Annotated in this window: 26 protein-coding genes, 1 tRNA gene and 1 pseudogene; 18 read left to right on the plus strand and 10 right to left on the minus strand. The window is 61.0% G+C overall.

The window, feature by feature from the left end:
• Positions 1-122 (minus strand): annotated as a pseudogene (locus tag ACQKQA_RS24125) (beta-N-acetylhexosaminidase); the annotation flags it as partial.
• 183 nt (positions 123-305) lie between these two features.
• On the opposite strand from ACQKQA_RS24125, the gene ybgF reads away from it, so the two are divergent.
• The 4 genes from ybgF to ACQKQA_RS24145 all read left to right on the plus strand — a co-directional run bounded on the left by ybgF (position 306) and on the right by ACQKQA_RS24145 (position 2,785).
• Positions 306-1,130, plus strand: coding sequence for a tol-pal system protein YbgF (ybgF, locus tag ACQKQA_RS24130; protein ID WP_427563317.1), 825 nt, complete (start codon positions 306-308; stop codon positions 1,128-1,130).
• Positions 1,131-1,295: 165 nt separating this feature from the next.
• Positions 1,296-1,943: a 7-carboxy-7-deazaguanine synthase QueE gene (gene queE, locus ACQKQA_RS24135; protein WP_009050465.1), complete on the plus strand. Its 648-nt coding sequence runs from the start codon at positions 1,296-1,298 to the stop codon at positions 1,941-1,943.
• Position 1,944: 1 nt separating this feature from the next.
• On the plus strand, positions 1,945-2,646 hold the full coding sequence (gene queC / locus ACQKQA_RS24140) for a 7-cyano-7-deazaguanine synthase QueC (RefSeq protein ID WP_427563278.1): 702 nt from the start codon (positions 1,945-1,947) through the stop codon (positions 2,644-2,646).
• Positions 2,647-2,709: 63 nt separating this feature from the next.
• Positions 2,710-2,785: transfer RNA gene (locus tag ACQKQA_RS24145), tRNA-Lys, on the plus strand.
• 136 nt (positions 2,786-2,921) lie between these two features.
• Here the strand turns inward: ACQKQA_RS24145 and ACQKQA_RS24150 are convergent.
• On the minus strand, positions 2,922-3,803 hold the full coding sequence (locus ACQKQA_RS24150; RefSeq protein WP_427563280.1) for a helix-turn-helix domain-containing protein: 882 nt from the start codon (positions 3,801-3,803) through the stop codon (positions 2,922-2,924).
• Between the two features lie 420 nt (positions 3,804-4,223).
• Between ACQKQA_RS24150 and ACQKQA_RS24155 the strand changes: the two genes are divergently transcribed.
• The 12 genes from ACQKQA_RS24155 (at position 4,224) to ACQKQA_RS24210 (ending at position 14,989) form a co-directional block, all read left to right on the plus strand.
• Entirely contained in the window at positions 4,224-4,415 is a 192-nt protein-coding gene (locus ACQKQA_RS24155) for a Flp family type IVb pilin (protein ID WP_427563281.1), read from the plus strand.
• Between the two features lie 693 nt (positions 4,416-5,108).
• Positions 5,109-5,300, plus strand: coding sequence for a Flp family type IVb pilin (locus tag ACQKQA_RS24160; RefSeq protein WP_038576427.1), 192 nt, complete (start codon positions 5,109-5,111; stop codon positions 5,298-5,300).
• 29 nt (positions 5,301-5,329) lie between these two features.
• Complete coding sequence (locus ACQKQA_RS24165; protein WP_427563283.1) at positions 5,330-5,848, plus strand: A24 family peptidase; 519 nt, start codon at positions 5,330-5,332, stop codon at positions 5,846-5,848.
• Positions 5,849-5,862: 14 nt separating this feature from the next.
• Positions 5,863-7,182 carry an AAA family ATPase gene (locus ACQKQA_RS24170; RefSeq protein WP_427563285.1) on the plus strand — a complete coding sequence of 440 codons (1,320 nt, stop codon included), beginning with the start codon at positions 5,863-5,865 and terminating at the stop codon, positions 7,180-7,182.
• Between the two features lie 16 nt (positions 7,183-7,198).
• Positions 7,199-8,005 carry a Flp pilus assembly protein CpaB gene (gene cpaB / locus ACQKQA_RS24175; RefSeq protein WP_427563287.1) on the plus strand — a complete coding sequence of 269 codons (807 nt, stop codon included), beginning with the start codon at positions 7,199-7,201 and terminating at the stop codon, positions 8,003-8,005.
• Between the two features lie 40 nt (positions 8,006-8,045).
• The gene (locus ACQKQA_RS24180; RefSeq protein ID WP_427563289.1) at positions 8,046-9,380 is read left to right on the plus strand and encodes a TadE/TadG family type IV pilus assembly protein; all 1,335 of its coding nucleotides are present in this window, start codon (positions 8,046-8,048) and stop codon (positions 9,378-9,380) included.
• Positions 9,381-9,388: 8 nt separating this feature from the next.
• Positions 9,389-9,859 carry a TadE/TadG family type IV pilus assembly protein gene (locus ACQKQA_RS24185; protein WP_427563291.1) on the plus strand — a complete coding sequence of 157 codons (471 nt, stop codon included), beginning with the start codon at positions 9,389-9,391 and terminating at the stop codon, positions 9,857-9,859.
• Positions 9,859-10,362, plus strand: coding sequence for a TadE/TadG family type IV pilus assembly protein (locus ACQKQA_RS24190; protein WP_427563293.1), 504 nt, complete (start codon positions 9,859-9,861; stop codon positions 10,360-10,362). The genes ACQKQA_RS24185 and ACQKQA_RS24190 overlap by 1 nt, the downstream gene beginning before the upstream one ends.
• Positions 10,356-11,573: an AAA family ATPase gene (locus tag ACQKQA_RS24195; RefSeq protein WP_427563295.1), complete on the plus strand. Its 1,218-nt coding sequence runs from the start codon at positions 10,356-10,358 to the stop codon at positions 11,571-11,573. Before ACQKQA_RS24190 ends, ACQKQA_RS24195 begins: the two co-directional genes overlap by 7 nt.
• Before the next feature lie 3 nt (positions 11,574-11,576).
• Entirely contained in the window at positions 11,577-13,010 is a 1,434-nt protein-coding gene (locus ACQKQA_RS24200) for a CpaF family protein (RefSeq protein ID WP_427563297.1), read from the plus strand.
• A gap of 2 nt (positions 13,011-13,012) precedes the next feature.
• On the plus strand, positions 13,013-13,999 hold the full coding sequence (locus ACQKQA_RS24205; protein WP_427563299.1) for a type II secretion system F family protein: 987 nt from the start codon (positions 13,013-13,015) through the stop codon (positions 13,997-13,999).
• A 27-nt stretch (positions 14,000-14,026) separates the two neighbouring features.
• Complete coding sequence (locus ACQKQA_RS24210) at positions 14,027-14,989, plus strand: type II secretion system F family protein (RefSeq protein ID WP_427563301.1); 963 nt, start codon at positions 14,027-14,029, stop codon at positions 14,987-14,989.
• A 69-nt stretch (positions 14,990-15,058) separates the two neighbouring features.
• Here ACQKQA_RS24210 and ACQKQA_RS24215 read toward each other — a convergent pair whose 3' ends face one another.
• The 3 genes from ACQKQA_RS24215 to ACQKQA_RS24225 all read right to left on the minus strand — a co-directional run bounded on the left by ACQKQA_RS24215 (position 15,059) and on the right by ACQKQA_RS24225 (position 17,422).
• Positions 15,059-15,337, minus strand: a complete 279-nt coding sequence (locus tag ACQKQA_RS24215) for a DUF3613 domain-containing protein (RefSeq protein WP_427563303.1) — start codon at positions 15,335-15,337, stop codon at positions 15,059-15,061.
• 13 nt (positions 15,338-15,350) lie between these two features.
• A complete protein-coding gene (locus tag ACQKQA_RS24220) occupies positions 15,351-16,061 on the minus strand; it encodes a tetratricopeptide repeat protein (protein WP_427563305.1) in 711 nt (236 codons plus the stop codon).
• 107 nt (positions 16,062-16,168) lie between these two features.
• Entirely contained in the window at positions 16,169-17,422 is a 1,254-nt protein-coding gene (locus tag ACQKQA_RS24225) for a type II and III secretion system protein family protein (RefSeq protein WP_427563307.1), read from the minus strand.
• 519 nt (positions 17,423-17,941) lie between these two features.
• Between ACQKQA_RS24225 and nadA the strand changes: the two genes are divergently transcribed.
• Positions 17,942-19,000, plus strand: coding sequence for a quinolinate synthase NadA (gene nadA / locus ACQKQA_RS24230; protein WP_427563309.1), 1,059 nt, complete (start codon positions 17,942-17,944; stop codon positions 18,998-19,000).
• Between the two features lie 63 nt (positions 19,001-19,063).
• On the opposite strand, the gene ACQKQA_RS24235 is transcribed toward nadA, so the two are convergent.
• From ACQKQA_RS24235 to sdhC, 5 genes are all read right to left on the minus strand, one after another.
• Positions 19,064-19,552, minus strand: a complete 489-nt coding sequence (locus tag ACQKQA_RS24235) for an RDD family protein (RefSeq protein ID WP_427563310.1) — start codon at positions 19,550-19,552, stop codon at positions 19,064-19,066.
• Positions 19,553-19,647: 95 nt separating this feature from the next.
• The gene (locus tag ACQKQA_RS24240; protein WP_007931076.1) at positions 19,648-19,860 is read right to left on the minus strand and encodes a cold-shock protein; all 213 of its coding nucleotides are present in this window, start codon (positions 19,858-19,860) and stop codon (positions 19,648-19,650) included.
• A gap of 393 nt (positions 19,861-20,253) precedes the next feature.
• Entirely contained in the window at positions 20,254-21,378 is a 1,125-nt protein-coding gene (gcvT, locus tag ACQKQA_RS24245) for a glycine cleavage system aminomethyltransferase GcvT (protein ID WP_427563312.1), read from the minus strand.
• Positions 21,379-21,420: 42 nt separating this feature from the next.
• Positions 21,421-22,797, minus strand: a complete 1,377-nt coding sequence (locus ACQKQA_RS24250) for an L-serine ammonia-lyase (protein ID WP_427563313.1) — start codon at positions 22,795-22,797, stop codon at positions 21,421-21,423.
• A 160-nt stretch (positions 22,798-22,957) separates the two neighbouring features.
• Entirely contained in the window at positions 22,958-23,563 is a 606-nt protein-coding gene (gene sdhC / locus ACQKQA_RS24255; RefSeq protein ID WP_427563315.1) for a succinate dehydrogenase, cytochrome b556 subunit, read from the minus strand.
• A gap of 351 nt (positions 23,564-23,914) precedes the next feature.
• Between sdhC and ACQKQA_RS24260 the strand changes: the two genes are divergently transcribed.
• A partial coding sequence (locus ACQKQA_RS24260) for a hypothetical protein (RefSeq protein ID WP_427563319.1) occupies positions 23,915-24,035 on the plus strand: 121 nt, incomplete at its 3' end.

Below are 24,035 nucleotides of genomic sequence, written 5' to 3' on the forward strand. Positions count from 1 at the left end.
CGCGGATGCTCGATATTGCGGGCGAAGATGATCAGGCCACCCACTTCGGGCTGGCGCAGGAGCTGGCGATCTTCAGCCGTCAGCCAGGTACCGGCGACATCCACCATCAAGGAGCCTTGCAGGGCTGTGGTCATAGCAATTCCTTAGTAACGAGGGGCGCGCACGGCCTCGCAGAGAACGCGGGCGTGGCGCGGACGCACGAGCCCATTGCCGCAGGCAAGGCCCGGCAAACGATGATCGGCGAAGGGTATGGAGAGAGACTGGAAACGAGAGTCGGCATGGGCGGCTAGCTTAGCGGATGTAAGCTGCCGCGCCCACCCGCAAGGTCAGCTGTCTTGGCTCTCAGCCTCGCGCCGCTTTCGGTGTGGGCTGCGGTTCCTGTGGTCGATAACAACTCGGGCTATAACAATAGCGGGGGCAGTTATCCGCCAGCGGGTTATGGCACGAACGGCGCCTATGCCGGGGGAGGGGTTTCGACCCCTGTCTCGGCACAGGGCGAGCTGTTCCAGCAACTGCAGCAAATGCAGGAGCAAATCGCACGGCAACAGGGTGTGATTGAAGTATTGCAAAACGATGTTGCGCGCATGAAGCAGGAAAGCCTGGAACGTTACCAGGATCTTGATCGGCGCATTGGAGCGGGCGGTGCACCTGCCGCGACTCCTGATCATTCTTCTGCCGGTGGCGATGCAAGTGCCGCCGGTGCAGCTGCCGGGGCTGCCTCGCAAGCTCCAGCGGCAAGCAGTGAACCGGGCGATCCGGCGAAGGAAAAGCTGTATTACGACGCAGCTTTCGACCTGATCAAGGCCAAGGACTTCGACAAGGCCAGCCAGGCTTTTGCCGCGTTCCTGCGTAAATACCCGAACAGCCAGTATGCGGGCAATGCCCAGTACTGGCTGGGCGAAGTGAACCTGGCCAAGGGCGACCTGCAAGGTGCCGGCCAGGCATTCGCCAAGGTGTCCCAACTGTATCCGAAGCACGCCAAGGTGCCGGACTCGCTGTACAAGCTGGCCGACGTAGAGCGTCGCCTGGGCCACGCCGACAAGGTCAAAGGCATTCTGCAGCAGGTGGTGGCCCAATACCCGGGTACTTCCGCGGCTCAGTTGGCTCAGCGCGATCTGCAACGCATGTAATCGGTTTGAGCTGTTTTGAAGAAACCCGCGCTTGTCGCGGGTTTTTTCGTTAGAATCGATGCCCTTTTTATGAAACACGCTTCCTGGGATTGACGCGATTGCGGGATCCCTCGAGGTGCCTGACGGAGGCGGACAGCCTGTTTAGCTGTTACGCCCGTGGCGACTATGCAAGACACATTGAGAATTACCGAAGTTTTCTACTCGTTGCAGGGTGAAACTCGGACTGCCGGCCTGCCCACGGTATTCGTGCGCCTGACCGGTTGTCCGCTGCGTTGCCAATACTGCGACAGCGCCTATGCCTTCAGCGGTGGCACCATCCGCACACTCGAGAGCATTCTCGAGCAGGTTGCCGGTTTCCGTCCGCGTTACGTGTGTGTGACTGGAGGTGAGCCTCTGGCGCAACCTAACGCCATTCCCTTGCTCAAGCAGCTGTGTGATGCCGGTTACGAGGTCTCGCTGGAAACCAGCGGCGCGCTGGATATTTCAGCGGTCGATCCGCGGGTCAGCCGCGTGCTCGACCTGAAGACCCCGGGCTCGGAAGAGGTCCAGCGCAATCGTTACGAAAACATCGAGCTGCTGACCCCGAATGACCAGGTCAAGTTTGTCATCTGTTCCCGCGAGGACTATGACTGGGCGGTTTCCAAGCTGATCCAGTACGGTCTGGAGCGCAGGGCAGGCGAGGTGCTGTTCTCGCCGAGCCATCACGACCTGAATGCGCGGGATCTGGCCGACTGGATCGTGGCGGACAACCTGCCGGTACGCCTGCAATTGCAGCTGCATAAATATCTTTGGAATGACGAGCCGGGGCGCTGATATGACTGAACAAGCACAGGACCAGGTTGCCACCGAAAAGCGCGCGGTGATTCTGCTGTCCGGCGGCCTGGATTCGGCCACGGTAGTGGCCATGGCCCGGGCCGAAGGTTACCGCTGCTACACCATGAGCTTCGATTACGGCCAGCGTCACCGCGCCGAGCTGCAAGCGGCCGAGCGGGTCGCCCGCGACCTGGGTGTGGTCGAGCACAAGGTGATCGGCCTCAACCTGAACGGCATTGGCGGCTCCGCGCTGACTGACAGCTCCATCGATGTACCCGAGGCCCCGAGCGAAGGGATTCCGGTCACCTACGTGCCGGCGCGCAATACCGTGTTCCTTTCCCTGGCCCTGGGCTGGGCGGAAGTGCTGGGCGCGCGGGATATCTTCATCGGCGTCAATGCCGTGGACTATTCGGGGTATCCGGATTGCCGCCAGGAGTTCGTCGAGGCCTTCGAGCGCATGGCCAACCTGGCGACCAAGGCCGGGGTGGAAGGGCAGGGGTTCCGTATCCAGGCGCCGCTGCAGAACCTGAGCAAGGCCGATATCGTCAAGGCGGGGGTCAAGCTCGGGGTGGATTACAGCCTGACCGTGTCCTGCTATCAGGCCGACGATAACGGCCGTGCTTGCGGTAAATGCGACAGTTGCCGTCTGCGTGCCGAAGGTTTTGCCGCGGCCGGCGTCAGCGACCCAACACCTTATTTTTGATTTTTTTTACATAGGGTGTTGAATTCCTTTTAGAAATCAGTATTATACGCGCCACCACACAGCGGGTCGTTAGCTCAGTTGGTAGAGCAGTTGGCTTTTAACCAATTGGTCGCAGGTTCGAATCCTGCACGACCCACCATATTCAGCAGTATTTAAAATCCGAAAGGCCCACGTAAGTGAGGATTTTCGGGTTTTTTTTTGCCTGCCGGAAAGTGCGTTCGCATGGGTTCCGGTAGACGCTCCTCCACCTGTTTCTCAACGCCTGCGATACCTGCTCAGCGGCCTTCGACCCGCAGCGGCAGGCTGTCGATCACCTGAGACAGGGTCTGCTCCAGTTCCACCTCTTCCTTGACCGGTTCCGCGGTTCTCAGGCGTTGCCGGTATTCGCTGGGGCTGGCCCCGGTGAATTGCTTGAAGGCACGGGCAAAGTAGGAGGGGTCCTTGAAGCCGACTTCATAGCCGATGCTGGTGATGGGCATCTGGCTGTTGTCGAGCAGGTTCTTGGCGTTGTCCATGCGCTTGCTCAGGATGTAGTCCATGAAACCCAGGCCATGGACTTCCTTGAACAGGCGGCTGAAGCGGAACGTGGTCATGCCACAACGTTTGGCCAACTCCTTCTGGTCGATGCTTTCGCGAAAATTCTGCTCGATGTACAGCAGCACATCGCTGAGTGCTTGATGTTTCTGGTTCTCGGCGGTCAGTCGGATGCTCTCCGGCAGGGACGGGCCGTGTTCGATCTGCAGCACCTTGTTGCCCGGGCCGGCGCTGTGGCGCAGCTCGTAGAGCTGTTTCAGGGCATGCAGGAAGCGCCGGCTCTCGGCACTGGTAAGGGGCAGCACCATGTACTCCCAGACCCGGGAGCGCATGGCCCAGACAGCGAGCTCCTCGGAGTGCTGCACGGTGAACATGGCGATGGGAATGGAGGGAAACTTGTGCTTGATCTCCAGCAGCAGGTTGAGCCCCGGCATGTCCGGGCGGTCATAGTGCATGCAGATCATGTCCGGTAGAGGATGAATATCCTTCTCGGGCGCCGACGCCTCTTTCGCCACCCGGCAATCGCAGGCGGGGCGAAACAGCGCGATCAGCTCTTCGGCCGATTGATTGCGCGTGAGGTCGAACCATAAAAGAGAGGGTTTCTGGGCCGACTCAGGTTTCATGTCCTTGTTCCTTCCTGGTGTCTCACTGTCACTTCCTGGGCTGTCAGTATCGCGATTGGGTTTTGCGGGCAAAGGATCAAGTTCTGATAATGGTTCGTACATTTTCTTGATTACCTTCTATGCCTGACAGCGAGATAAGAATCACAGGCAGTTCCTTGCTGTCGTGATCGCCTTTCTTGCTCCGCCGGTCACGGCTGAATCAGTTTAGTGTTATATGAGAACCCTTCCCTTATTTAAAAACTCCCCATCTACCTGGTGTCGGTTCCGTTAGCGTTCTTCTGTCTTGTCTGGCATCGCAAAAAAGTCCTAGTGAACGACAATAAACTCCTAACTCTGTGTACTAGCCCCTGACTAGGATTCAGTCAGGCGGTACAAATACTGATCGCCTTCAAACAACTTTACTTGTGTGAGGTGGAGAAGATGAATCTGCAATCAATCAAAACCTCGATGCTGGCTTTCATCAAGGACGAAGAGGGCTTGACCATCGTGGAATATGCTGTGGCAGGTGGCCTGATTACGCTGGGCGCCGTCGCTGCGTTCGTGACCCTGGGCGGGAACGTGGCCACTGCCATCACCAGCCTGGGCTGTGCCGTTCAGGGCAAAGCCTGTTAACGACCGCCGTTGCGCTGGGTTCTCGGTTCCGGGGTGAAGCAGACTGTCGTCCCTACGTGGCCAGACGTCTCGGGTCTGGCCGCGCAGAGCGGTTTCCTGCGGGCTGAGGCCGTAGCTATGGCCAGGATCGAGCTGCATCTGCGTTCTGCCCTTTCTCTGTCTGATCCCGCCCGGACCGGGAGCCTTCTCGATCGGCATGGGCACAGTACCTGCCGGATGGCGCCAGCCCCGATCTCGAACGGGATTCGAATCGTGAAATGATCTTTGGCCGGGCGCGGCTCCATCGCATTGCAGCGGCCCCCCAAATTTCTCTTTCCTGCTCCAGAAGTATCGTCGTTGTATTGCCCGCGTAAAGATCAAGTCCTGATATGAAGATCCCTGTTTAGTCCGTTTCGCACTATGGCTTCTGGGCGACGGGCGTAATGGGGATTTTGTCATTATTGACAGCGGTTTAGCCCCGTTCTTGCATCGAGGGCGAGACTGTTTCAGGGAGACTCTTCATTTATTCATTTCTTGGATAAGTCGTCTGCCCTAGCGGGTTGTCATGGGTACTTTTTAACTTTTCAACAACAGCAAGAAAGTCCTAACGATCAGCAAAAAACTCCTAACCCCTTCGTTGTTCCCCTGACTAATGTTCAACCAGGCAGTACGAAAGTGCTGCTCCCCGAGAAAACACTTGAGTGAGGTGGAAAAATGAATCTGCAATCGATCAAGACTTCGGTAATCAAGTTCGCCAAAGACGAAGACGGCCTGACCATTGTGGAGTATGCAGTGGCAGGTGGCCTGATCACTTTGGGCGCTGTTGCCGCGTTCATCACCCTGGGCACCAACGTGAAAACAGCCATCACCAGCCTGGGATGCGCTGTCCAGGGTAAAACCTGCTAGCACGCCAACTTCCGCCGAGGGCTGCAGTCATGGGCAAAGAGCAATTGTTCGCCGTTGCATTGATGCTGGGACTGCTGGGGATTGCGGTGGTGAGCGACCTTCGTCGCCACCGTATTCCCAACCTCTTGGTGCTGTTGGGGCTGGGACTGGGGATTGCCGGCCAGGTCTATTCCTCAGGCGTCATCGGGTTTGGTTATGGACTGCTGGGCATGCTGATCGGTTTTGCCGTTTTTCTCCCCATGTACGCCTTTGGCGGGATGGCAGCCGGCGACGTCAAGCTCATGGCCATGGTTGGCACCTTTCTCACTCCGCACCACGCCCTCTGGGCTGCGTTTTTCAGCCTGATCGCCGGTGGCGCGTGCGGGGTACTGATTGTGTTGGTACGTGGTCAAGTTCAACAGACCATGGGGCGCTACTGGCTGATGATGAGAGCCAGGGCCTATTTTTCGCCGGCGGACGATGAAGTGGCCGGCAAACCCTTTCCCTATTCGGTTGCGATCCTGCTCGGCACATTGGCCAGCTTTTTCTGGTTGCCCCTTGGCCAGTAGCTCAGGAGAACATTATGTATGCCATCAGTAACAGCCGCCCGCTCGGCAGTGGACGCGAGGCCGTGCAGCAACTGGCTCCACAGCCGCGCACGATCCAAGAGACCGGGCTGGCAGACAACTTCCTCGGAGACCTGCTCTGCAAGCATCTGTACGATGCCGGCGTACTGGACATGTCTCGCCTGGTAGACCGCCTGGCGCTGACGGGGGCGGTCATTGAAGAAGTCCTGGCCTTCCTGCGCCAGGATCATCGGATCGAAGTCCTTGGCCAATCCAGCGGCCAGGGCTTGCGCTACGGGTTGACCGAGCGCGGCCGCAATGCCGCCCGCGATGCCTTGTCGCGCAGTGGTTATATCGGTGCGGCGCCCTTTCCTGTGAGCGCCTACCGCTCGTTGCTCAAGGTGCAGACCATTCACCACGGGCGGATCAGCGCGCGGGACATGCAGGCCTCTTTCGGTTCCATGGTGCTGGCGCAGAACATGCTCGATCAATTGGGCGTGGCCTTGAACTCCGGGCGCGCCATCATGATTTACGGGCCGGCGGGGACAGGTAAGACCTATGTCAGCAGCCGCCTGATCCGGCTGTTTTCCGAGGCGATCTGGGTGCCCCATGCCATCGCGATCAACGACGCGGTGGTCGAGGTCTACGACCCCCAGGTACACCGGCGCCTGGATGCCGGCGATTCGCCGAACAGCCTGTTGCTCAATGAGGGGATAGACCGCCGGCTACTGTGCTGTGAACGGCCGATCGTCATCACCGGCGGTGAGCTGACCATGGAACAGCTGGATATCCGCTACGACCCGTTCACCCGCCAGTACCAGGCGCCCTTGCAGCTCAAGGCCAGCAACGGCCTGTTCGTCATCGACGACCTGGGGCGCCAGCGCATGGCCCCCGCGGAGTTGCTCAACCGCTGGATCGTCCCGATGGAGGAGAAGCACGACTTCCTCAATCTCGGCGGCGGGCGGCACTGCGAGTTGCCGTTCGACCTGATCCTGGTGTTTTCCACCAACCTGAACCCGCTGGAACTGGCCGATGAGGCGTTTCTGCGGCGCATTGGCTACAAGCTGCAGTTCGGCTACCTCAAGCCCGAGGAGTACGAACGCATCTGGATTCAAGAGACGGAGCGCCTGGGTACTCACTATGACCCGCTGCTGTTGCGCTACGTACTGGAGGAACTCTATGGCGCCGAAAGCATGCCGCTGGTTCCTTGCCACCCAAGGGATCTCTTGAGCATGGCGCTCGACCGTCAACGTTACATGGGCGCCAGCGGACCGCTGTCAATCCTGGAACTGGAGTGGGCCTGGCACAGCTACTTCGTCCAGCTCGATTTTCTTTGAGTAAGGAGATATCGACATGAGTTCTCGCACTTTCACTCTGGTGGCCGTGTCCGTGGTTCTGGGCCTGGGTGCGGCATGGATGGCCAACAGCTGGCTCAATGCAAGGCTCAACGCCAGCCCTGACGATAACCAGCAGAACGTGGTGGTGGCGACCGTGGAAATCGCTTTCGGGCAAATGGTCGAGCCACAGCAGGTCGCGCTGGTCCGGATGCCCAAGGAAACCGTTCCCGAGGATGCCTTCGACGCGACCGAAAAGGTCGTGGGCAAGATCGCCACCTTCTCCATGCTGCGCGGTGACATCCTGCGCGGCGCGCGTCTGGCCGAACACCTGGGCGGCAGCACCCTGGCGTCGCTGATCGAGCCCACCAAGCGGGCCATCTCGGTCAGGGTGGACGATGTGGTCGGCGTGGGCGGGTTCCTGTTGCCGGGTAACCGGGTCGATGTGCTGGCCACCCGGCAGACCGGCAATGACGGCAATGCCGAATCCAAGACCATCCTGGAAGACCTGCGGGTGCTGGCGGTGGACCAGACGGCCAGTACCGACAAGACCCAACCGGTGGTGGTACGCGCCGTGACCCTGGAAATGACCCCCGCCCAGGCCGAGGAGCTGGTCAAGGGCATGACCGCCGGCAAGCTGCAACTGGCCCTGCGCAACCCGCTGGATAACCAGAAACAGCCGGAGATCGCCGAACCGGTCGCCATGATCCAGGACGCGCCGCCTGCTCCAGTGGTGCACCCGGTTGTCCGTCCTCGGGCCACTGGCAGCAGCGGCATCACGGTGATTCGTGGGGTCGAGGTCAATGTTGTGAAGTCCCAGCTGTAAATGAGCGGTACGACATAGGCGGACTAATGAGGGCTTGGCGATGAGCACGCGTATCCAACAGCCATTGAGCGCATTTCCCCGGCAGCAGAGCGGAGCCATGATTGTCCTGGTGGTGATAGCCCTGGCCTCGATGCTGCTGATGGGAGCCTTGGCGCTGGATGGCGGCCATATGCTGGTGAACAAGTCCCGTCTGCAAAATGCGGTGGATGCGGCGGCGCTGAGCGGTGCCAAGACCCTCAGCATGATCATCGGTACCACCGGGGCTGCGAGCCTGACGCAGACCGCCGCGCTCAACACCCTGTCGCTCAATGCCAGTGCCAGCGGCAACCAGGAGCTGGCCAAGGCCATCGGCAACAATGTCGGCGGTTTTGCCACGGTTGAACTGGCGTCCAGTGTCTATGGACCTTTCTCTTTCCCCGGGCCGGCCAATGCGAGCTTTGTGCGGGTGACGGTCAGCAACTATTCCCTGAGTGGCTTTTTCTGGGGCGTGTTCCAGGCCCTGGGCAATGGTGTCGGAAGCAAGTCGGTGAGTGCGGTCGCCACCGCCGGGCCCAGCCCCACCAGCCCTTGCGACCTCACACCGCTGATGGTGTGCGGCGATCCGACGAAAAACAACCCGGCTGCGGGGACGTTCTGGGGGTTCCAGTTCGGCGATCCGCAGGTGTTGAAAACCGCTGCCGGCAACAACTCGCCGATTGGTCCCGGCAACTTCCAGTTGCTCGATTTCGGCTCGGGCGGCAGCACGGTCAGGCAGGGGCTGGCGGGCGGTATCAAGCAGTGCAACAACGTCGGTTCGAATGTCCAGACCAAGCCGGGGAACACCGTCGGGCCTGCCTCGCAGGGCCTCAATACCCGCTTCAACCAGTATTCCGGCGGTCTCAGCTCCGCGGACTATCCGCCGGACCTGGTGATCACGGTCAACCCCAAGTCATTCACTTACGACGATACGCTGGCGCAGATCCAGTACAACAATCAGCCGGTCACTTCCAGCAGCGGCAATCTGTCCGCGGGCGGCAGCGCCTTGTACGACTACAACAACTGGGTCCAGGACTCCGCCGGTTGCGTCTCCGGTGGCGGTGGTGGCTGCCAGAGCGGCGGGGCATTCGAGCGGCGGATCATCAAGATCGTGATCGGTAACTGTACCGGCAAGAACGACGGGGCGAGCTCGATACCGGTGCTGGGTTTCGGCTGCTACTTCGTCCTGCAACCCGCCTCGCAAAAGGGCAATGAGGCGCAGATCTTCGGTCAGTTCGAGAGCGTGTGCGAAGGCGACAACGTGCCCGGTGCCCACCCGGCCAATACCGCGGGGCCGCAGATCATCCAGCTGTACAAGACCTATATCGATAACAGCCAGACGCCAAGTACCGACTCCTAGGAGGCTTTATGGGACGCAGAGGATTCCGATCGCCGAACCGGCAGGGGGGGCTGGCGATGATCGAGCTGGCGTTGACCCTGCCGCTGCTGGTGTTGCTGATGCTGGCCTTCGCCGAGTTCGGCCGCATGCTGTTTCAGTACAACAGCCTGATGCAGGCCAGTCGCGACGCCGGGCGTTATGCCGCCGACAAGGCCTGGAACTCCACCCTCGGCAAGCTTGACCTGAACGGCACCTTGCAGACCCAGACCCAGAACGTCGCGGTCTATGGCGTACCGGCCAACCCCAATGGCTACCCGGCGGTGGTGCCGGGGCTGACGACCGGCAATGTCTCGGTCTCCGCGGTGGGGACCGATCATATCCAGGTCAGTATTACCTACACCTATGTGCCGGTGATCGGCAGTGCCTTGCCCGCCTTGTATGGCAGCAGCGTACCGCTGGGCCTGGCGCTGACTTCCACTGTGGTCATGAGGGCATTGTGATGAACGTCAAGGGCATGCGTGGGCTGTACACCGTCGAGTTCGCGATCACCAGCCTGGTGCTGTTCGTCCTGTTATTCGGCGTGCTGGAGATGGGGCGGCTGTACTTCACGGTCAATGCCCTGAATGAAACCGTGCGCCGTGGCGCTCGCCTGGCGGCGGTGTGCGATATCAACGATCCGGTGATCCTGCGCCGGGCAATGTTCAACGCTTCCACCAACAGCGGCCCGAGCAGCCTGCTCAACAACCTGACCTCCGCCAACTTGAATCTGGTTTACCTGGACGCCAACGGAGCGGTAGTCGCCAGTCCCAACGATCTGACCGGCAGCAATGGATTTGCCGCTATTCGCTATATCCAGCTCCAGGTCACCAACTTCAGTTTCAATCTGCTGATTCCTGGGTTCAACGGAGTCTTTGTCCTACCGGTATTCCGCTCGACCGTGCCGCGTGAAAGTCTCGGTCGACAACCCCAGGCAACAGTCACACCGGAGATCACGCCATGTTGAGTACCCGAGAAGCGCCCGTCGCTGCCGCTACTGGAAAGCAAGGCAAACGCCTGCTGATCAGTGGGCGCGACGCGACGACCTTGAATCATCTGAAAGCGTTGAGCCAGTGTCTGCCAAACCTGCAGGTAAGCACTCGCCTGGTAAGCAACGGTCACACCGATCCGCTGTATGGATTGGAGCAGATGCCCGATTTCCTGTTGTTGCGCGTCAGTCATCTGTGGCGCGAAGAGCTGGCGGCCTTGTTGCAGCATCCGGCCAAGGAGCGTCCACCGCTGCTGGTCTGCGGCCCGCTGGACGAGCGTGAGGGCATGCGTCTGGCGATGCAGGCCGGCGCCCGTGACTTCCTGCCCGAGCCGGTCTCGGCGGAGGACTTGCAGGCGGCCATCGGCCGTATGCTGATGGAGGCCAATGCGGAGCAGGGGATCGGCGGCAAGCTGATTGCGGTCATGAACGCCAAGGGCGGGTCGGGAGCCTCGATGCTGGCTTGCAACCTGGCGCAACAGCTTGCGTCCCGCGGTGGCAGGACCCTGCTGCTGGACCTGGACCTGCAGTTCGGCAGCGTGGCGCATTGCCTGGACGTACAGCCGACCCACAGCCATGTGGAGGTGCTCAAGCAGGTCGAGTCCCTGGACAGCATTGCCCTGCGCGGCTATTGCAACCACTTCAGCCCGACCCTGCATGTGCTGGGTGGACGTACCGGGGAGCTGTGCCTGACCCAGGATGTGCATCTGGAACAGCTGGAAAAACTGTTGCGTCTGGCCCGTGGCACCTACGACTGGGTGGTGGTGGACCTGCCGCGGCAGATCGACCACCTCACCGGCATCACCCTGGAGCAGGCCGATCACATCTACATCGTGTTGCAGCAGAGCCTGAGCCACCTGAAGGACGGCACTCGCCTGACCCGCATCCTGCGCGACGACCTGAATGTGCAGGGCAGCCGGATACAGGTGGTGGTCAACCGTTACAACAAGGCTTCGCCTGTGACGCTCAAGGATATTTCCGATGCCCTGCGTTGCCCGACCCTGCAGGCCCTGCCCAATGACTATGCGGTGGTCAGCGAGAGCCAGAACACCGGCGTGCCGCTCGAGCTGCACGCGCCACGTTCGGGGGTGACCCTGGCCCTGCGCGAGCTGACCCAGAACCTGATCGGGATCCAGGTCGCCGAGAAAAGTGTGTTCAAACGTACCTTCAACCGTCTGTTCGGAGGCTAGGCCATGCTCAGCGACTTTCGTAATCGCCTGCGGTCGCAACCCGGCAAGCAGGCACCGGCGGAAACCCCGGAAACGCCCATCGACAGCGAGGAATGCGCCCAGGTCCTCATGGCCTGGGAAGCCAGCGTGCCGGACCTGATCTATGAGACCAGGACCAAGCTCGGCCCGTTGGAGACCGAGTGGCGGGAAAAGATCTACCAGCAGTTGCTCAAGGTCATGGACCTGTCGCTCCTCGACTCCCTGGAGCCGGCCGAGGCCGGGCGGCAGATCCGCGACATCTGCCAGCGCCTGCTCGACGAGCATTCGGCGCCGGTCAATGCCACGAGCCGCCAGCTGATCCTCAAACAGATCACCGATGAGGTGCTGGGCCTGGGGCCTTTGGAGCCGCTGCTGAACGACCAGAGCGTGTCCGACATCCTGGTCAACGGGCATGCCTCGGTGTATGTCGAGCGCTTCGGCAAGCTGCAGAGAACGGACGTGCGTTTTCGCGACGATCAGCACCTGCTGAATATCATCGATCGCATCGTTTCCAGCCTGGGGCGGCGGATCGATGAGTCCTCGCCGCTGGTGGACGCCCGCCTGAAGGACGGTTCCCGGGTCAACGCCATCATTCCACCACTGGCCATCGACGGGCCGAGCGTGTCGATCCGCCGCTTCGCCGTGGACCTGCTCAATACCGAGAGCCTGGTGCAGATGGGCACCCTGACCCCGTCCATCGCCCTGATGCTCAAGGCTATCGTCCGCGGGCGGCTGAACGTGCTGATCTCCGGAGGCACCGGTAGTGGCAAGACCACCATGCTCAACGTGTTGTCCAGTTTCATTCCGCACAACGAGCGGATCGTGACCATCGAAGACTCGGCCGAGTTGCAACTGCAGCAACCCCATGTGGTGCGCCTGGAGACCCGGCCGGCGAACATCGAGGGCCGTGGCGAGGTGAGCCAGCGCGAGTTGGTGCGCAACAGCCTGCGGATGCGCCCGGACCGTATCGTCATCGGTGAGGTGCGGGGCGCCGAGGCGCTGGACATGCTGACGGCGATGAATACCGGCCACGACGGTTCGCTGACCACCATCCACGCCAACACTGCCCGTGACGCCCTGGGACGGATCGAGAACATGGTGTCGATGACCGGGGCGACCTTCCCGATCAAGGCCCTGCGTCAGCAGATCGCTTCGGCCATCGGTGTGGTCATCCAGCTGGAACGGCAGGAGGACGGCAAGCGCCGGCTGGTCAGCGTGCAGGAAATCAACGGCATGGAAGGGGAGATCATCACCATGACCGAGATCTTCGCCTTTGTGCGCAGTGGTGTCGGTGAGAAAGGCGAGGTACTGGGCGAGTTCCGCCCCACCGGCATGGTGCCGGCATTTCGTGATGTGCTGGCCAAACGGGGCATCGAGCTGCCGCTCAACCTGTTTCGGCCAGAGTGGATGGAGGGCTAGCCATGAGTCAGGTCCCCAGCGAGTTCATCCTGGCGTTTCTCGGGATGGTGTTCACCGCCATCTTCCTGCTCAGCCAGAGCCTGACGGTGCCGGTGTTCGGCGAGGCCGGCAAGGTCCGCAAGCGTATTCGCAGCCGCCTCGATCTGCTGGAACGGGCCAGTAACTTGCAGAACATGCAGTCGGTGCTGCGCCAGAAGTACCTGCGTCGCCTGTCCCCGCTGGAGGCGCGCCTGGAGCAGTTGCCGGCGATGGAGGCCCTGGCGCAGATGATCGAGCAGTCCGGCCATGACTACCGGGCTTATCGGGTGCTGATGCTCAGCCTGGTCCTGATGACAGCGACAGGCCTCGGGCTCTGGGTCTTCACCCAACTGTGGTGGGTGGCGGTCCCGGGGGCGGCGGCGGCTTTCTGGCTGCCGGTGCTGAAAATCGCCCGTGACCGCAACCAACGTTTTGCCCAGTTCGAGGAGCAGTTGCCGGATGCCCTGGATGCCATGTGCCGGGCGCTGCGTGCCGGGCATCCGTTCAACGAGACCCTGCAGTTGGTGGCAGACGAGCACAAGGGGCCGGTTGCCCATGAGTTCGGCCTGACCTTTTCCGACATCAACTACGGCAACGACGTGCGCCGGGCCATGCTCGGCCTGCTGGAGCGCATGCCGAGCATGACGGTGATGATGCTGGTGACCACGGTGCTGATCCATCGCGAGACGGGCGGCAACCTGACGGAAGTGCTGGAGCGCCTGAGCAGCCTGATTCGCGGCCGCTTCCGCTTTCAACGCAAGGTCAAGACGCTGTCGGCCGAAGGGCGCCTGTCGGGGTGGATCCTGGTGGCGATGCCTTTTGTCCTGGCGGCGGCGATCGTGCTGTCGAGCCCGACCTACCTGCCGTTGCTCCTCAATGAACCCTTGGGGCAGAAGATGGTGATCGGTGCGTTCGTGGCGATGCTGGTGGGGATTTTCTGGATCCGCAAGATCATCCGGATTCAGGTCTGAGTACAGTCACTCGCAGGGGGTAATGCCATGGAGTATCTACTGAGTCTGATCAACCGTGTGGTGGGGAACGAACAATTGGCGCGCCTGCTGTTCGCCGCGGCCATCGGCCTGAGCGTGGTGCTGGCCGTAGCGACCCTGATCTTGCTGGTGCAGGGGCTGCAGGACCCGGTGCAACGTCGGCTGCTGCTGATCAAGCGTGGCCAAGGCGAGAGTCAGCGGGATGCGCCGAGCAACCTGCAACTGATGCTGGAGCAGGTCGGCCAGCGTTTTGTCGCCGATGAGCAGGGGCAGGTCTCGGCAACCCGGACCTTGCTGACTCACGCGGGCTTTCGTTCCCAGGCCGCTGTCCAGATGTACTGGGCCATCCGCCTGCTGACGCCGCTGGCCTTGGTGGTGCTGGCGGTCCTGGCGCTACCGCTGATCCCGAACGTCTCGCTGCTGATTGGTATCGGGCTGGTGATCCTGGCGCTGGGGGTGGGCTGGCTGGCGCCGGCCATCTATGTCGAGTCCCGCAAGAACGCGCGGATGACCCGCTTGCTGGTGGCCTTCCCGGATGCGCTGGATTTGATGGTGGTCTGCGTGGAGTCAGGCCTGGCTTTGCCCCAGGCGATCGAGCGGGTGTCGGAAGAGATAGCTGTCAGCCAGCCGGACCTGGCCATGGAACTGGCGCTGGTCAACTCCGAGATCCGTGCCGGGATTCCCAGTACCGAAGCGCTCAAGCATCTGGCCGAGCGTACCGGGCTGGAGGACATTCGCGGGTTGGTGAGCCTGTTGGCGCAAAGCATTCGCTTCGGTACGAGCGTCGGGACGACCCTGCGTATCTATGCCGAGGAGTTTCGGGACCGGCGCACTCAAAAGGCCGAAGAGAAAGCCGCTAAAATCGGGACCAAGCTGGTGTTTCCGCTGATCTTTTGCCTGTGGCCGAGCTTCTTCCTGGTGGCCATAGGACCGGCGATCATCGGTGTGTTCAAAGTGTTCGGCAAGATCTGAACAAGGCGAGGGGGCAAGAGCCATCTGCATGGATGGCATTGCCCCTTCGAATGCCCTCGCGATTCATTGTCACTGCGAACCAGATGCCCCCGTGCTACCCGAACCTGAGTACTCCTTGTAGTACTCGGGGATCGGGTGTTTGAAACTGTCCAGCCAGCGCTGCAGGCTCAGTTCCCGTTCGCTGGGCGAGGCGTTCTGCTGGATGGGCGACTTGACCTGGTTACGGCTCTGCAGCAGCAGCCAGGTTTCGGTCGACTGTTGCGACAGGGAGGCAGGACCGGGTTCGATGGCCTGGGCGGCGAGCGGAAGAAGCAAGAGACCCAGGCAACTAAGCGTTTGGTATTTCATCACGACCTCTGCGTTATTGGTTGATTGACACCGATGGCGACGGATTGGCAGTCACTACCTTTTCGGCAGGTGCCTTGCCTTTCTTCGCGTTCCGAAGTTTCTCGGCCCGCTCCCGGGCACTGGCGACTTGCTCGGGTTTGAGGCCGGTACGAATGGCCAGATCCGAGGCCTGCTTCCCGTTGCCTTGATAAAGCAGCAAGGTCATCAGGTTGAGGGCGGCCAGTTGATTGTCCTGTTTCAGCTCCATGGCAGTGAGAAACTCAAAGCTGGCTTGCTTGGTATTGCCCTGGTTGAGGTAGATCACTCCCAGGTCGTTGCGGATATTCTCGTCGGTGGGGGACAGCTGTGCCGCGCGTTTCAGATGGTCCAGGGCCAGCGCGTTATCGTTGCGTGACGCTGCCAGCTGGCCCAGGCCCTGCTCGCCTTCGGCGGACAGGCAAGTGCCGAGCAGGCTGCGGAACAGGGGCTCGGCATCGCTTTGTCCCAACTGACGATAGATCTTGGCCTTGCGTAGCCGGACCTGCACCAGGTTATCCGGCAGGCGCTGCAGATTGGCCAGGCCAGCGTGCAGCTTGCCTTCGCCGATCATGTCGTCGGCCAGGCTCAGCGACAGTTCCTGCTCCGATTCCAGCTTGCTGCAGGGCTGTTTCGACCAGGCGGTGCCGCCGTTGGTGGCACAGCCACCCAACATGAGCAGGCCTAATGCGGCCACTACTACTTTCATTTTTTGCTCCTGGAATAATCCGATTGCCAGGGAATGACCCGCGCGAAGCCTGCCGAATCCGGCACTCTTGAGCTTTCGCGCGGCCAACGATGAGCCTGAAGCCTGTGTCATTGCGAAAGCCCGCTGGATGCCTGGTCAAAGTTGCCGTTTTCCAGGAAGTACAGACGGAACCAGTTCGGGTCGTAGTTGCGCAGTGGCTCGCCAGGCAAGACTGGCAGCTTGGCGTTGACCGCCAGTGGCTGGACCAGGTGCGGGGTGACGATCATCAGCAGTTCCTTTTCTTCGCGCTTGATCGATGAATCGCGGAAAAACGCCCCCAGGATCGGAATCTCTCCCAGGCCCGGGAACTTGCTCACGGCGGTGGTGTTGGTGGTGCTGATCAGGCCGCTGATCACGAAGCTCTCGCCGTCGGCCAGGGAGATGCTGGTGTCGGTGCGGCGCACGATCAGCGCAGGAACCAGGATGCCGTTGACGTTGATCCCGTTGGTGAAGTCCAGTTCGCTGACCTCCGGGGCAACTTTCAAGGCAATGCGCTCGCTGCCGACGATCGTCGGGGTCAGGGTCAGGCGGATACCGAACTCCTTGTACTGGATGGTGATCGAGTCGCTGCCGCTGCTGGGGACCGGGATCGGCACTTCACCACCGGCGAGGAAGCTTGCACTCTGTCCGCTCAGCGCCACCAGGCTCGGACGCGCCAGGGTGTAGGCAAAGCCACTGCCTTCCAGGGCGTTGATCAACCCCAGGAAGTTGCCGCCGCCAAAACCGATATTGAACGTGCCGTTGTTCAGCGGCAGGTTCGCCCTGACACCGCCGAGATTGCCAGGGGTTACCGTCAATCCCGGGGACGGAGCCGTGCCCGGGGAGCTGAACAGAAAGTTACTGCTCTTGCCGAAGATCGAGGTACCGGCCTCTTTCAGCTTGGTGCGGCTGACTTCGACAAAGCGGATATCGGTCTGCACCTGGCTGGCCAGGGCCGGATCGTCGGAGGGGGGCAACAGCGAGCTCACCATGGAGTGAGGGCCTTTGCCCTGGACGAAGACCATGCTCTGGCGGGGCTCCTTGGAGCATGCGGTCCAGACCATCAGGCTGGTTGCACCGGGTGCGATACCCGTCAGCAGGTAGGAGTCCCGTCCATTGAGATAGACGTCGGCAATTTTCGGATCGCCCACGGCCAGTCGGGTAATGGCGATGGGGGAGTGCATCAGCGTCTGCTGTCCCTCACCCACCTCCACCGTCGCCGGTAGCGGCGGCAATCCGGCGCAGTTGTTGGGCGCTGCTGCCATGGCCATCCCGGAGGGAAGGCCGGCGACGATCAACGTCCACGCCATTCTCCTGAACACTTGTACACAATTATTGTTCATGCACTGCTTCCTTGTCTGAGCTGAGGGGAAACTGCGGGGGCCGGATGGCGAGGGGCGTTTCTCCTCCACCTGAACCGGAACCCGCCAAGTGTTGCAGCAGCCAACCAGCATTTAGCTGTTTCTGTAACTGACGTTAGCGCAGAAAGATAAAAATGCTATGAAGTGTAAAAAAGTGATGGTCGTTTGACGGCAGCTTCCCGGCGGCCGGGGCTCGCCTTCAGGTACCTGTGCTCATGAGTGGTGCAAGGTGGCACTGAGCTATCTGCCGAATCGAGCTTCCGTAGAGGCTTCGATTCGCGGGCTTGCGTCCCCTGGGTCGCTGCCCGCTCGGGGGGCGGGGCGAGCCCCGTGACGCAGGTCAGAATCATCTTTTACATCAAGGGGATATTCTGTAGCCTTGCGCAGTTTCAACGCGGCACCTACCTGATGAATACTCACTCTCCCGGCGGTACCCTCAACGGGTCCGGAGCCGGGTGTATACTCGACTTTCGCGCATAAGCGCCCGCAGGTCTTGCGATCATGACGCACATTTCCGAACGCCTTCTGGTTCAGGCCCACCTTGATGCCAAACAGCCCAAGCCGCTGACGGCCGCAGAAGAGTCCCACTACCGCGCCGCGATTGCTGCCGAGCTCAAGGCTCAGGACGCCGTGCTGGTGGCGCATTTCTACTGTGATCCGGTGATCCAGGCCCTGGCTGAAGAAACCGGCGGCTGTGTGTCCGACTCCCTGGAAATGGCGCGTTTCGGCAACGCTCACCCGGCCAAGACCGTGGTGGTCGCCGGCGTACGGTTCATGGGCGAGACGGCGAAGATCCTCAACCCCGAGAAACGCGTGCTGATGCCCACGCTGGAAGCCACCTGCTCCCTGGACCTGGGTTGCCCGGTGGACGAGTTCTCGGCGTTCTGCGACCAGCACCCGGAGCGCACCGTGGTGGTCTACGCCAACACCTCGGCCGCGGTCAAAGCCCGTGCCGACTGGGTCGTGACCTCCAGTTGTGCACTGGAAATCGTCGAAAGCCTGATGGATAACGGCGAAACCATCATCTGGGGGCCGGACAAGCACCTGGGAACCTACATTCAGCGCCAGACCGGGGCCGACATGCTGCTGTGGGACGGTGCCTGCATTGTCCACGAAGAATTCAAGTCCAAGCAGCTGGAGGACATGAAGGCGCTCTATCCCGATGCCGCCATCCTGGTGCACCCGGAGTCTCCGGCGTCGGTCATCGAGCTGGCCGATGCGGTGGGCTCCACCAGCCAACTGATCGCCGCCGCGCAACGTCTGCCCAACAAGACGCTGATCGTGGCCACCGATCGTGGCATTTTCTACAAGATGCAGCAGTTGTGCCCGGACAAGGTCTTCATCGAGGCGCCAACGGCCGGTAACGGCGCGGCGTGCCGCAGCTGCGCCCATTGCCCATGGATGGCCATGAATACGCTGGAGCGCACCTTGCAGTGCCTGCGAGAGGGCTCCAACGAGATATTGGTCGACCCGGCGCTGATTCCCCAGGCCATTCGCCCCCTCAAGCGTATGCTGGACTTCACGCAGGCAGCGCGAATGAAGCTGGCGGGCAATGCCTGATCGCCTTCTATAAGCGCACATAAAAACGCCCCGATCATTCGGGGCGTTTTTGTCTATGGCGTATTACTTCTTCTGTTTGGGGATACGGACGATCTGGCTGGAAGAGTAGATGTCGTGCCAGCTGCGTTTCTGCTTGTCGACCAGGACCCAGATGAACCCCAGGCCGGCGCACAGCCAGGAGGCGATCGAGACCATGAAGCGCAGGAGCGCCTGCCACAGGCTGATGCGGCTGCCGTCGGCATTCTGTACGCGCAGGCCCCAGACCTGCATGCCCAGGGTCTGCCCGGAGTGGGTCCAGAACTTGGCGAAGAAGGCGAACAGCACGAACAGCAGGACGGTGGAGTAGAGCGGGTCGCCGTCCAGGGCGCCGGACTCGGTCAGGGCGCGCATCCGGGGTTCACCGAGGATCTGCAACTGGATCATCTTGTAGATGCCGCCGGTGACGATCAGCAGGGCGGTACACAGCAGGAAATCGTAGAACATTGCGGCCAGACGACGGCCCAGGCCAGCGGCGGGAAAGTCGCCCTGGGGGCTCAGCAAGGATTTCGACATGGCACGGCTCTCAAGAAAAAAGAAGCCATTTTACGGAATTGCGCGCACAAAAAAGCCCCTGATGTCAGCATCAGGGGCTTTTTCGTTACAGACGATCAGCCTTCAGCTTGTACTTCGTCAGCCTGCATGCCTTTTTGGCCCTGCACAGCGATGAAGGTCACTTTCTGGCCTTCTTTCAGGCTCTTGAAGCCGTTGCCCTGAATAGCGCGGAAATGCACGAACAGATCCGGACCGCTTTCTGGAGTGATAAAACCAAAACCTTTCTCGTCGTTAAACCACTTGACGGTACCGCTCTGACGTTGGGACATTTCTTATTTCCTTTGACGCTAAAAAAATTAATGACAGTCTCTTTCTCATGAAAGAGTACTGGGCTGGGTTGCAGGAAAGTAAGAGACGTCGAACGGGTGTAGCAAACTTGTTGGCTACTGCCCAGGTCACGATTCCAAGCGACCCATGCAAACACAGTGGGGAAACTCTACGCCAACTATGGGAGAAAACACAAGCCCTGCGAAACCCCGGTTTTCCTCAGCTTGGCGGCTGTTTGCCGCTACTCGGTATCCGGGCTTATTCGATAGGCTTGTTCAATTGTTTTCAACTGTTATAAGGCAAGTTCAATATCGAAAAAACGCACTATTTTATGGCGGTTGCGTTACAGATTAGTGCACTTTTAACGCAACCGCGTTACTTATGGAAACAGTCGCTCAACCGCGATAATAGCGTTGTGCAACGAATGGCGTTTTGCTTACAAGCATTGGCACCTTTTTCCCACGAACAATTGCCCAAACTGGCGTATCGAGTGCGACATAGGCGCTATCGAGGTAACCCATGGCCAACGGACCGCCCAGGGTCGGGCCAAAACCGCCGCTGCAGACACTGCCGATCACTTCGCCCGCTTCGTTGACGATCTCGGCGCCTTCGCGCACCGGGGTGCGCTCCTGGGGCAGCAGGCCCACGCGCTTGCGTTTGACGCCATTCTTCTGTTGGGCGAACACCTGCTCCGCACCAGGGAAACCGCCGGCCCGTGCGCCGTCGGCGCGACGTGGCTTGGAGATGGCCCATAGCAGGCTGGCTTCGATCGGGGTGGTTTCGTCGTTCATGTCATGGCCATACAGGCACAGGCCGGCTTCCAGGCGCAGCGAGTCCCGTGCTCCGAGGCCGATGGCGGCTACTTCCGGCTCGGCCAGCAGGGCCCGGGCCAGGGTTTCGGCGTCGGCGGCCGGTACGGAGATTTCGAAACCGTCTTCGCCGGTGTAGCCCGAGCGACTGACGAAGCAGTCCACGCCCAGCAGTGTGACCCGGGTGAACTGCATGAAGGTCATCTTCGCCACTTCCGGCGCCAGGCGCGCCAGCACGGTGACCGCCGCCGGGCCTTGCAGGGCGAGCAGGGCGCGTTCCTCGAACAGCGGCTCGATGTCGCACGCCTGGCCAAGGTGCTGGCGCAGATGGGCCAGGTCCTGCTCCTTGCAGGCGGCGTTGACCACTAGGAACAATTCGTCGTTACCCAGGTTGGCGACCATCAGGTCGTCGAGGATGCCGCCGTTTTCGTTGGTGAACATGGCATAGCGCTGCATGCCCACCGGCAGGTCGACGATGTCCACCGGCACCAGGGTTTCCAGGGCCTGGGCCGCGCTGGCGCCGCTCAGGCGGATCTGGCCCATGTGCGAGACGTCGAACAGGCCGGCCTGCTCGCGGGTGTGCTGATGTTCTTTCATCACCCCCAGCGGGTACTGCACAGGCATGTCGTAGCCGGCGAATGGCACCATGCGTGCGCCGAGTTCAAGGTGCAGCGAATGCAGCGGGGTCTTCAACAGTGTTTCGGTGGACATGCTCAGCTCCTGAATGAACGTGCGGATGCGGCGGTGCCTGCATCAGCACTCGATGATGTTGACTGCCAAACCGCCACGGGCGGTTTCCTTGTATTTGCTTTTCATGTCGGCGCCGGTCTGGCGCATGGTGCGAATGACCTTGTCGAGGGAGACGAAATGTTGCCCGTCGCCCCGCAGGGCCATGCGCGCGGCGTTGATCGCCTTGACCGAGCCCATGGCGTTGCGCTCGATGCAGGGCACCTGCACCAGGCCGCCGATCGGGTCGCAGGTCAGCCCGAGGTTGTGTTCCATGCCGATCTCGGCGGCGTTTTCCACCTGTTGCACCGTCCCGCCAAGCACTTCGCACAAGGCGCCGGCCGCCATCGAGCAGGCGACCCCGACCTCGCCCTGGCAACCGACTTCGGCACCGGAGATGGAGGCGTTTTCCTTGTACAGAATGCCGATGGCGGCGGCGGTCAGCAGGAAACGCACCACCCCGTCCTCGTTGGCCCCGGGGATGAAGCGCATGTAGTAGTGCAGTACCGCCGGGACGATGCCGGCGGCGCCATTGGTAGGCGCGGTGACCACGCGTCCGCCGTTGGCGTTTTCTTCGTTGACCGCCAGGGCGTACAGGTTGACCCAGTCCAGCACCGACAGTGCGTCGCGCAAGGCCGCCTCGGGGTGTTGGCACAGCTGGCGGTAGAGAGCGGCGGCGCGGCGCTTGACCTTCAGGCCGCCGGCCAGGATCCCTTCGTTGCGGCAGCCCGCAGCCACGCAGTCCTGCATCACTTGCCAGATCTTCAGCAGGCCGGCCCGGGTTTCCGCCTCCGGACGCCAGGCGCTTTCGTTGGTCATCATCACTTGGCTGATGGACAGCCCGTAGGTGGCGCAGTGACCGAGCAAGTCCTTGGCGCTCTTGAAGGGGAAGGTCAGCGCGGTGGTGTCTTCGACGATCCGGTCGGCCCCCGCGGCGTCTTCGTCGACCACGAAACCGCCGCCCACCGAGTAGTACTCGCGGCTGCGGATCTGCAGGCCGGCGGTATCGAAGGCGCGGAAGATCATGCCGTTGGGATGGTAGGCCAGGGGTTTACGGATCATGGCCAGGTGTTCTTTCTCGTTGAACGCGATGGAGTGTTCGCCGAGCAGGTTCAAGCGTCCGCTGCCGCGTATTTCCTGCAGGCGAGCGGCGATGTTGTCGGTATTCACGGTATCCGGGTGTTCACCTTCCAGGCCCAGGAGCACGGCCTTGTCGCTGCCGTGGCCCTTGCCGGTGGCGCCGAGCGAGCCGTACAGCTCGACCTTGACGCAGGTGGTGGCCGACAGCATTCCGTCACGCCGCAGGCCTTCGACGAAGCGCGCGGCTGCGCGCATCGGGCCAACGGTGTGGGAGCTGGAGGGGCCGATGCCAATCTTGAACAGGTCGAACACGCTCAGGGACATGTTGGTTCTCCGGTTTCTTATTGTGTTGATCGGCACGCACGGGGGCAGCGGGTGTTGCGGTTCGTTCGATTCAGCACGCATCGCGAGCAGGCCTCGCTCCTACAGGTATACGCAGAAACCCTGGGAGCGAGGCCGGCCCGCGATGGACGGCTATGCCGTCTTACGCGTCCTGATAACTTTCGATCGATGGGCAGGCGCAGACCAGGTTGCGATCGCCGAACACGTTGTCGACCCGGCCGACCGGCGGCCAGTACTTGGCTTCGATCAGCGAGGCCACCGGGTACACCGCTTGTTCACGGCTGTAGGGGTGCGACCACTCGCCAACGATTTCCGCCGCGGTGTGCGGGGCGTTTTTCAGCGGGTTGTCGTCCTTGTCCAGGCTGCCGTTTTCCACCGCGCGGATTTCTTCGCGGATGCGGATCATGGCGTCGCAGAAGCGGTCCAGCTCTTCCTTGGATTCGCTTTCGGCACCGATGCCCATGTCCATGATCAAATGGCGCACGCCGGCAACCAGGTGATACAGCAAGGCGGACAGGATGCCCCAAATCACTAGCTTGGCTAGCGGACTGGTCAGACACGCTTTCACCTGACCGAAGCCTTCCTCGGAGCTCAGCGACTTGTCCAGTGCATAAAGCATGATGGCAAGGCTGACAAAGAGGATGACACCGGAGATACGGTGAAGGATGGACGTGTAAGCAGTGACTGGGAGTTTGATGGTCCTTAGGTCTAGGTTTACAGGTCGTTGGCTATTCACGGCTTTTTTCACACTGAAGAGCCCCTAACAATCAGGGCAAAGTTGTTGGGGAGTGCACTGGTCAGGTACCCACCACCCAGGGAGTGACGACCCCCAGCAAACCGGGCCCGAAAGCCCATGGCGGTCGGTGGCCGAGTATAGACAGTTAGGCTACTAATGACAACGCAATCACCTTCCCCTAATAGCTCATTGCGTTAGCTGGATAAAAGGCGTAAATGGCAGGGAATTTCGAGGAAAAAGTCTGCTTAAAGCCTTCTGGGGCAAGACTTTAGGCAAATTGACATTCGGATTTATCTCACTATAGTGGTGCGGGCCCTGCGTGGGGGGTCTGTCTGATGATTTCAAGCATAAATAGGAGGCCACATGGCTGACAAAAAAGCGCAGTTGATCATCGAGGGCGCAGCCCCCGTCGAGCTGCCCATTTTAACCGGCACCCTAGTTCAAGAAGTAAAAGATCAACTGGGACTCACGCCCACGGGCCGCT

The organism is Pseudomonas sp. NPDC089530 (genome assembly GCF_050280705.1).
Lineage (GTDB): Bacteria > Pseudomonadota > Gammaproteobacteria > Pseudomonadales > Pseudomonadaceae > Aquipseudomonas.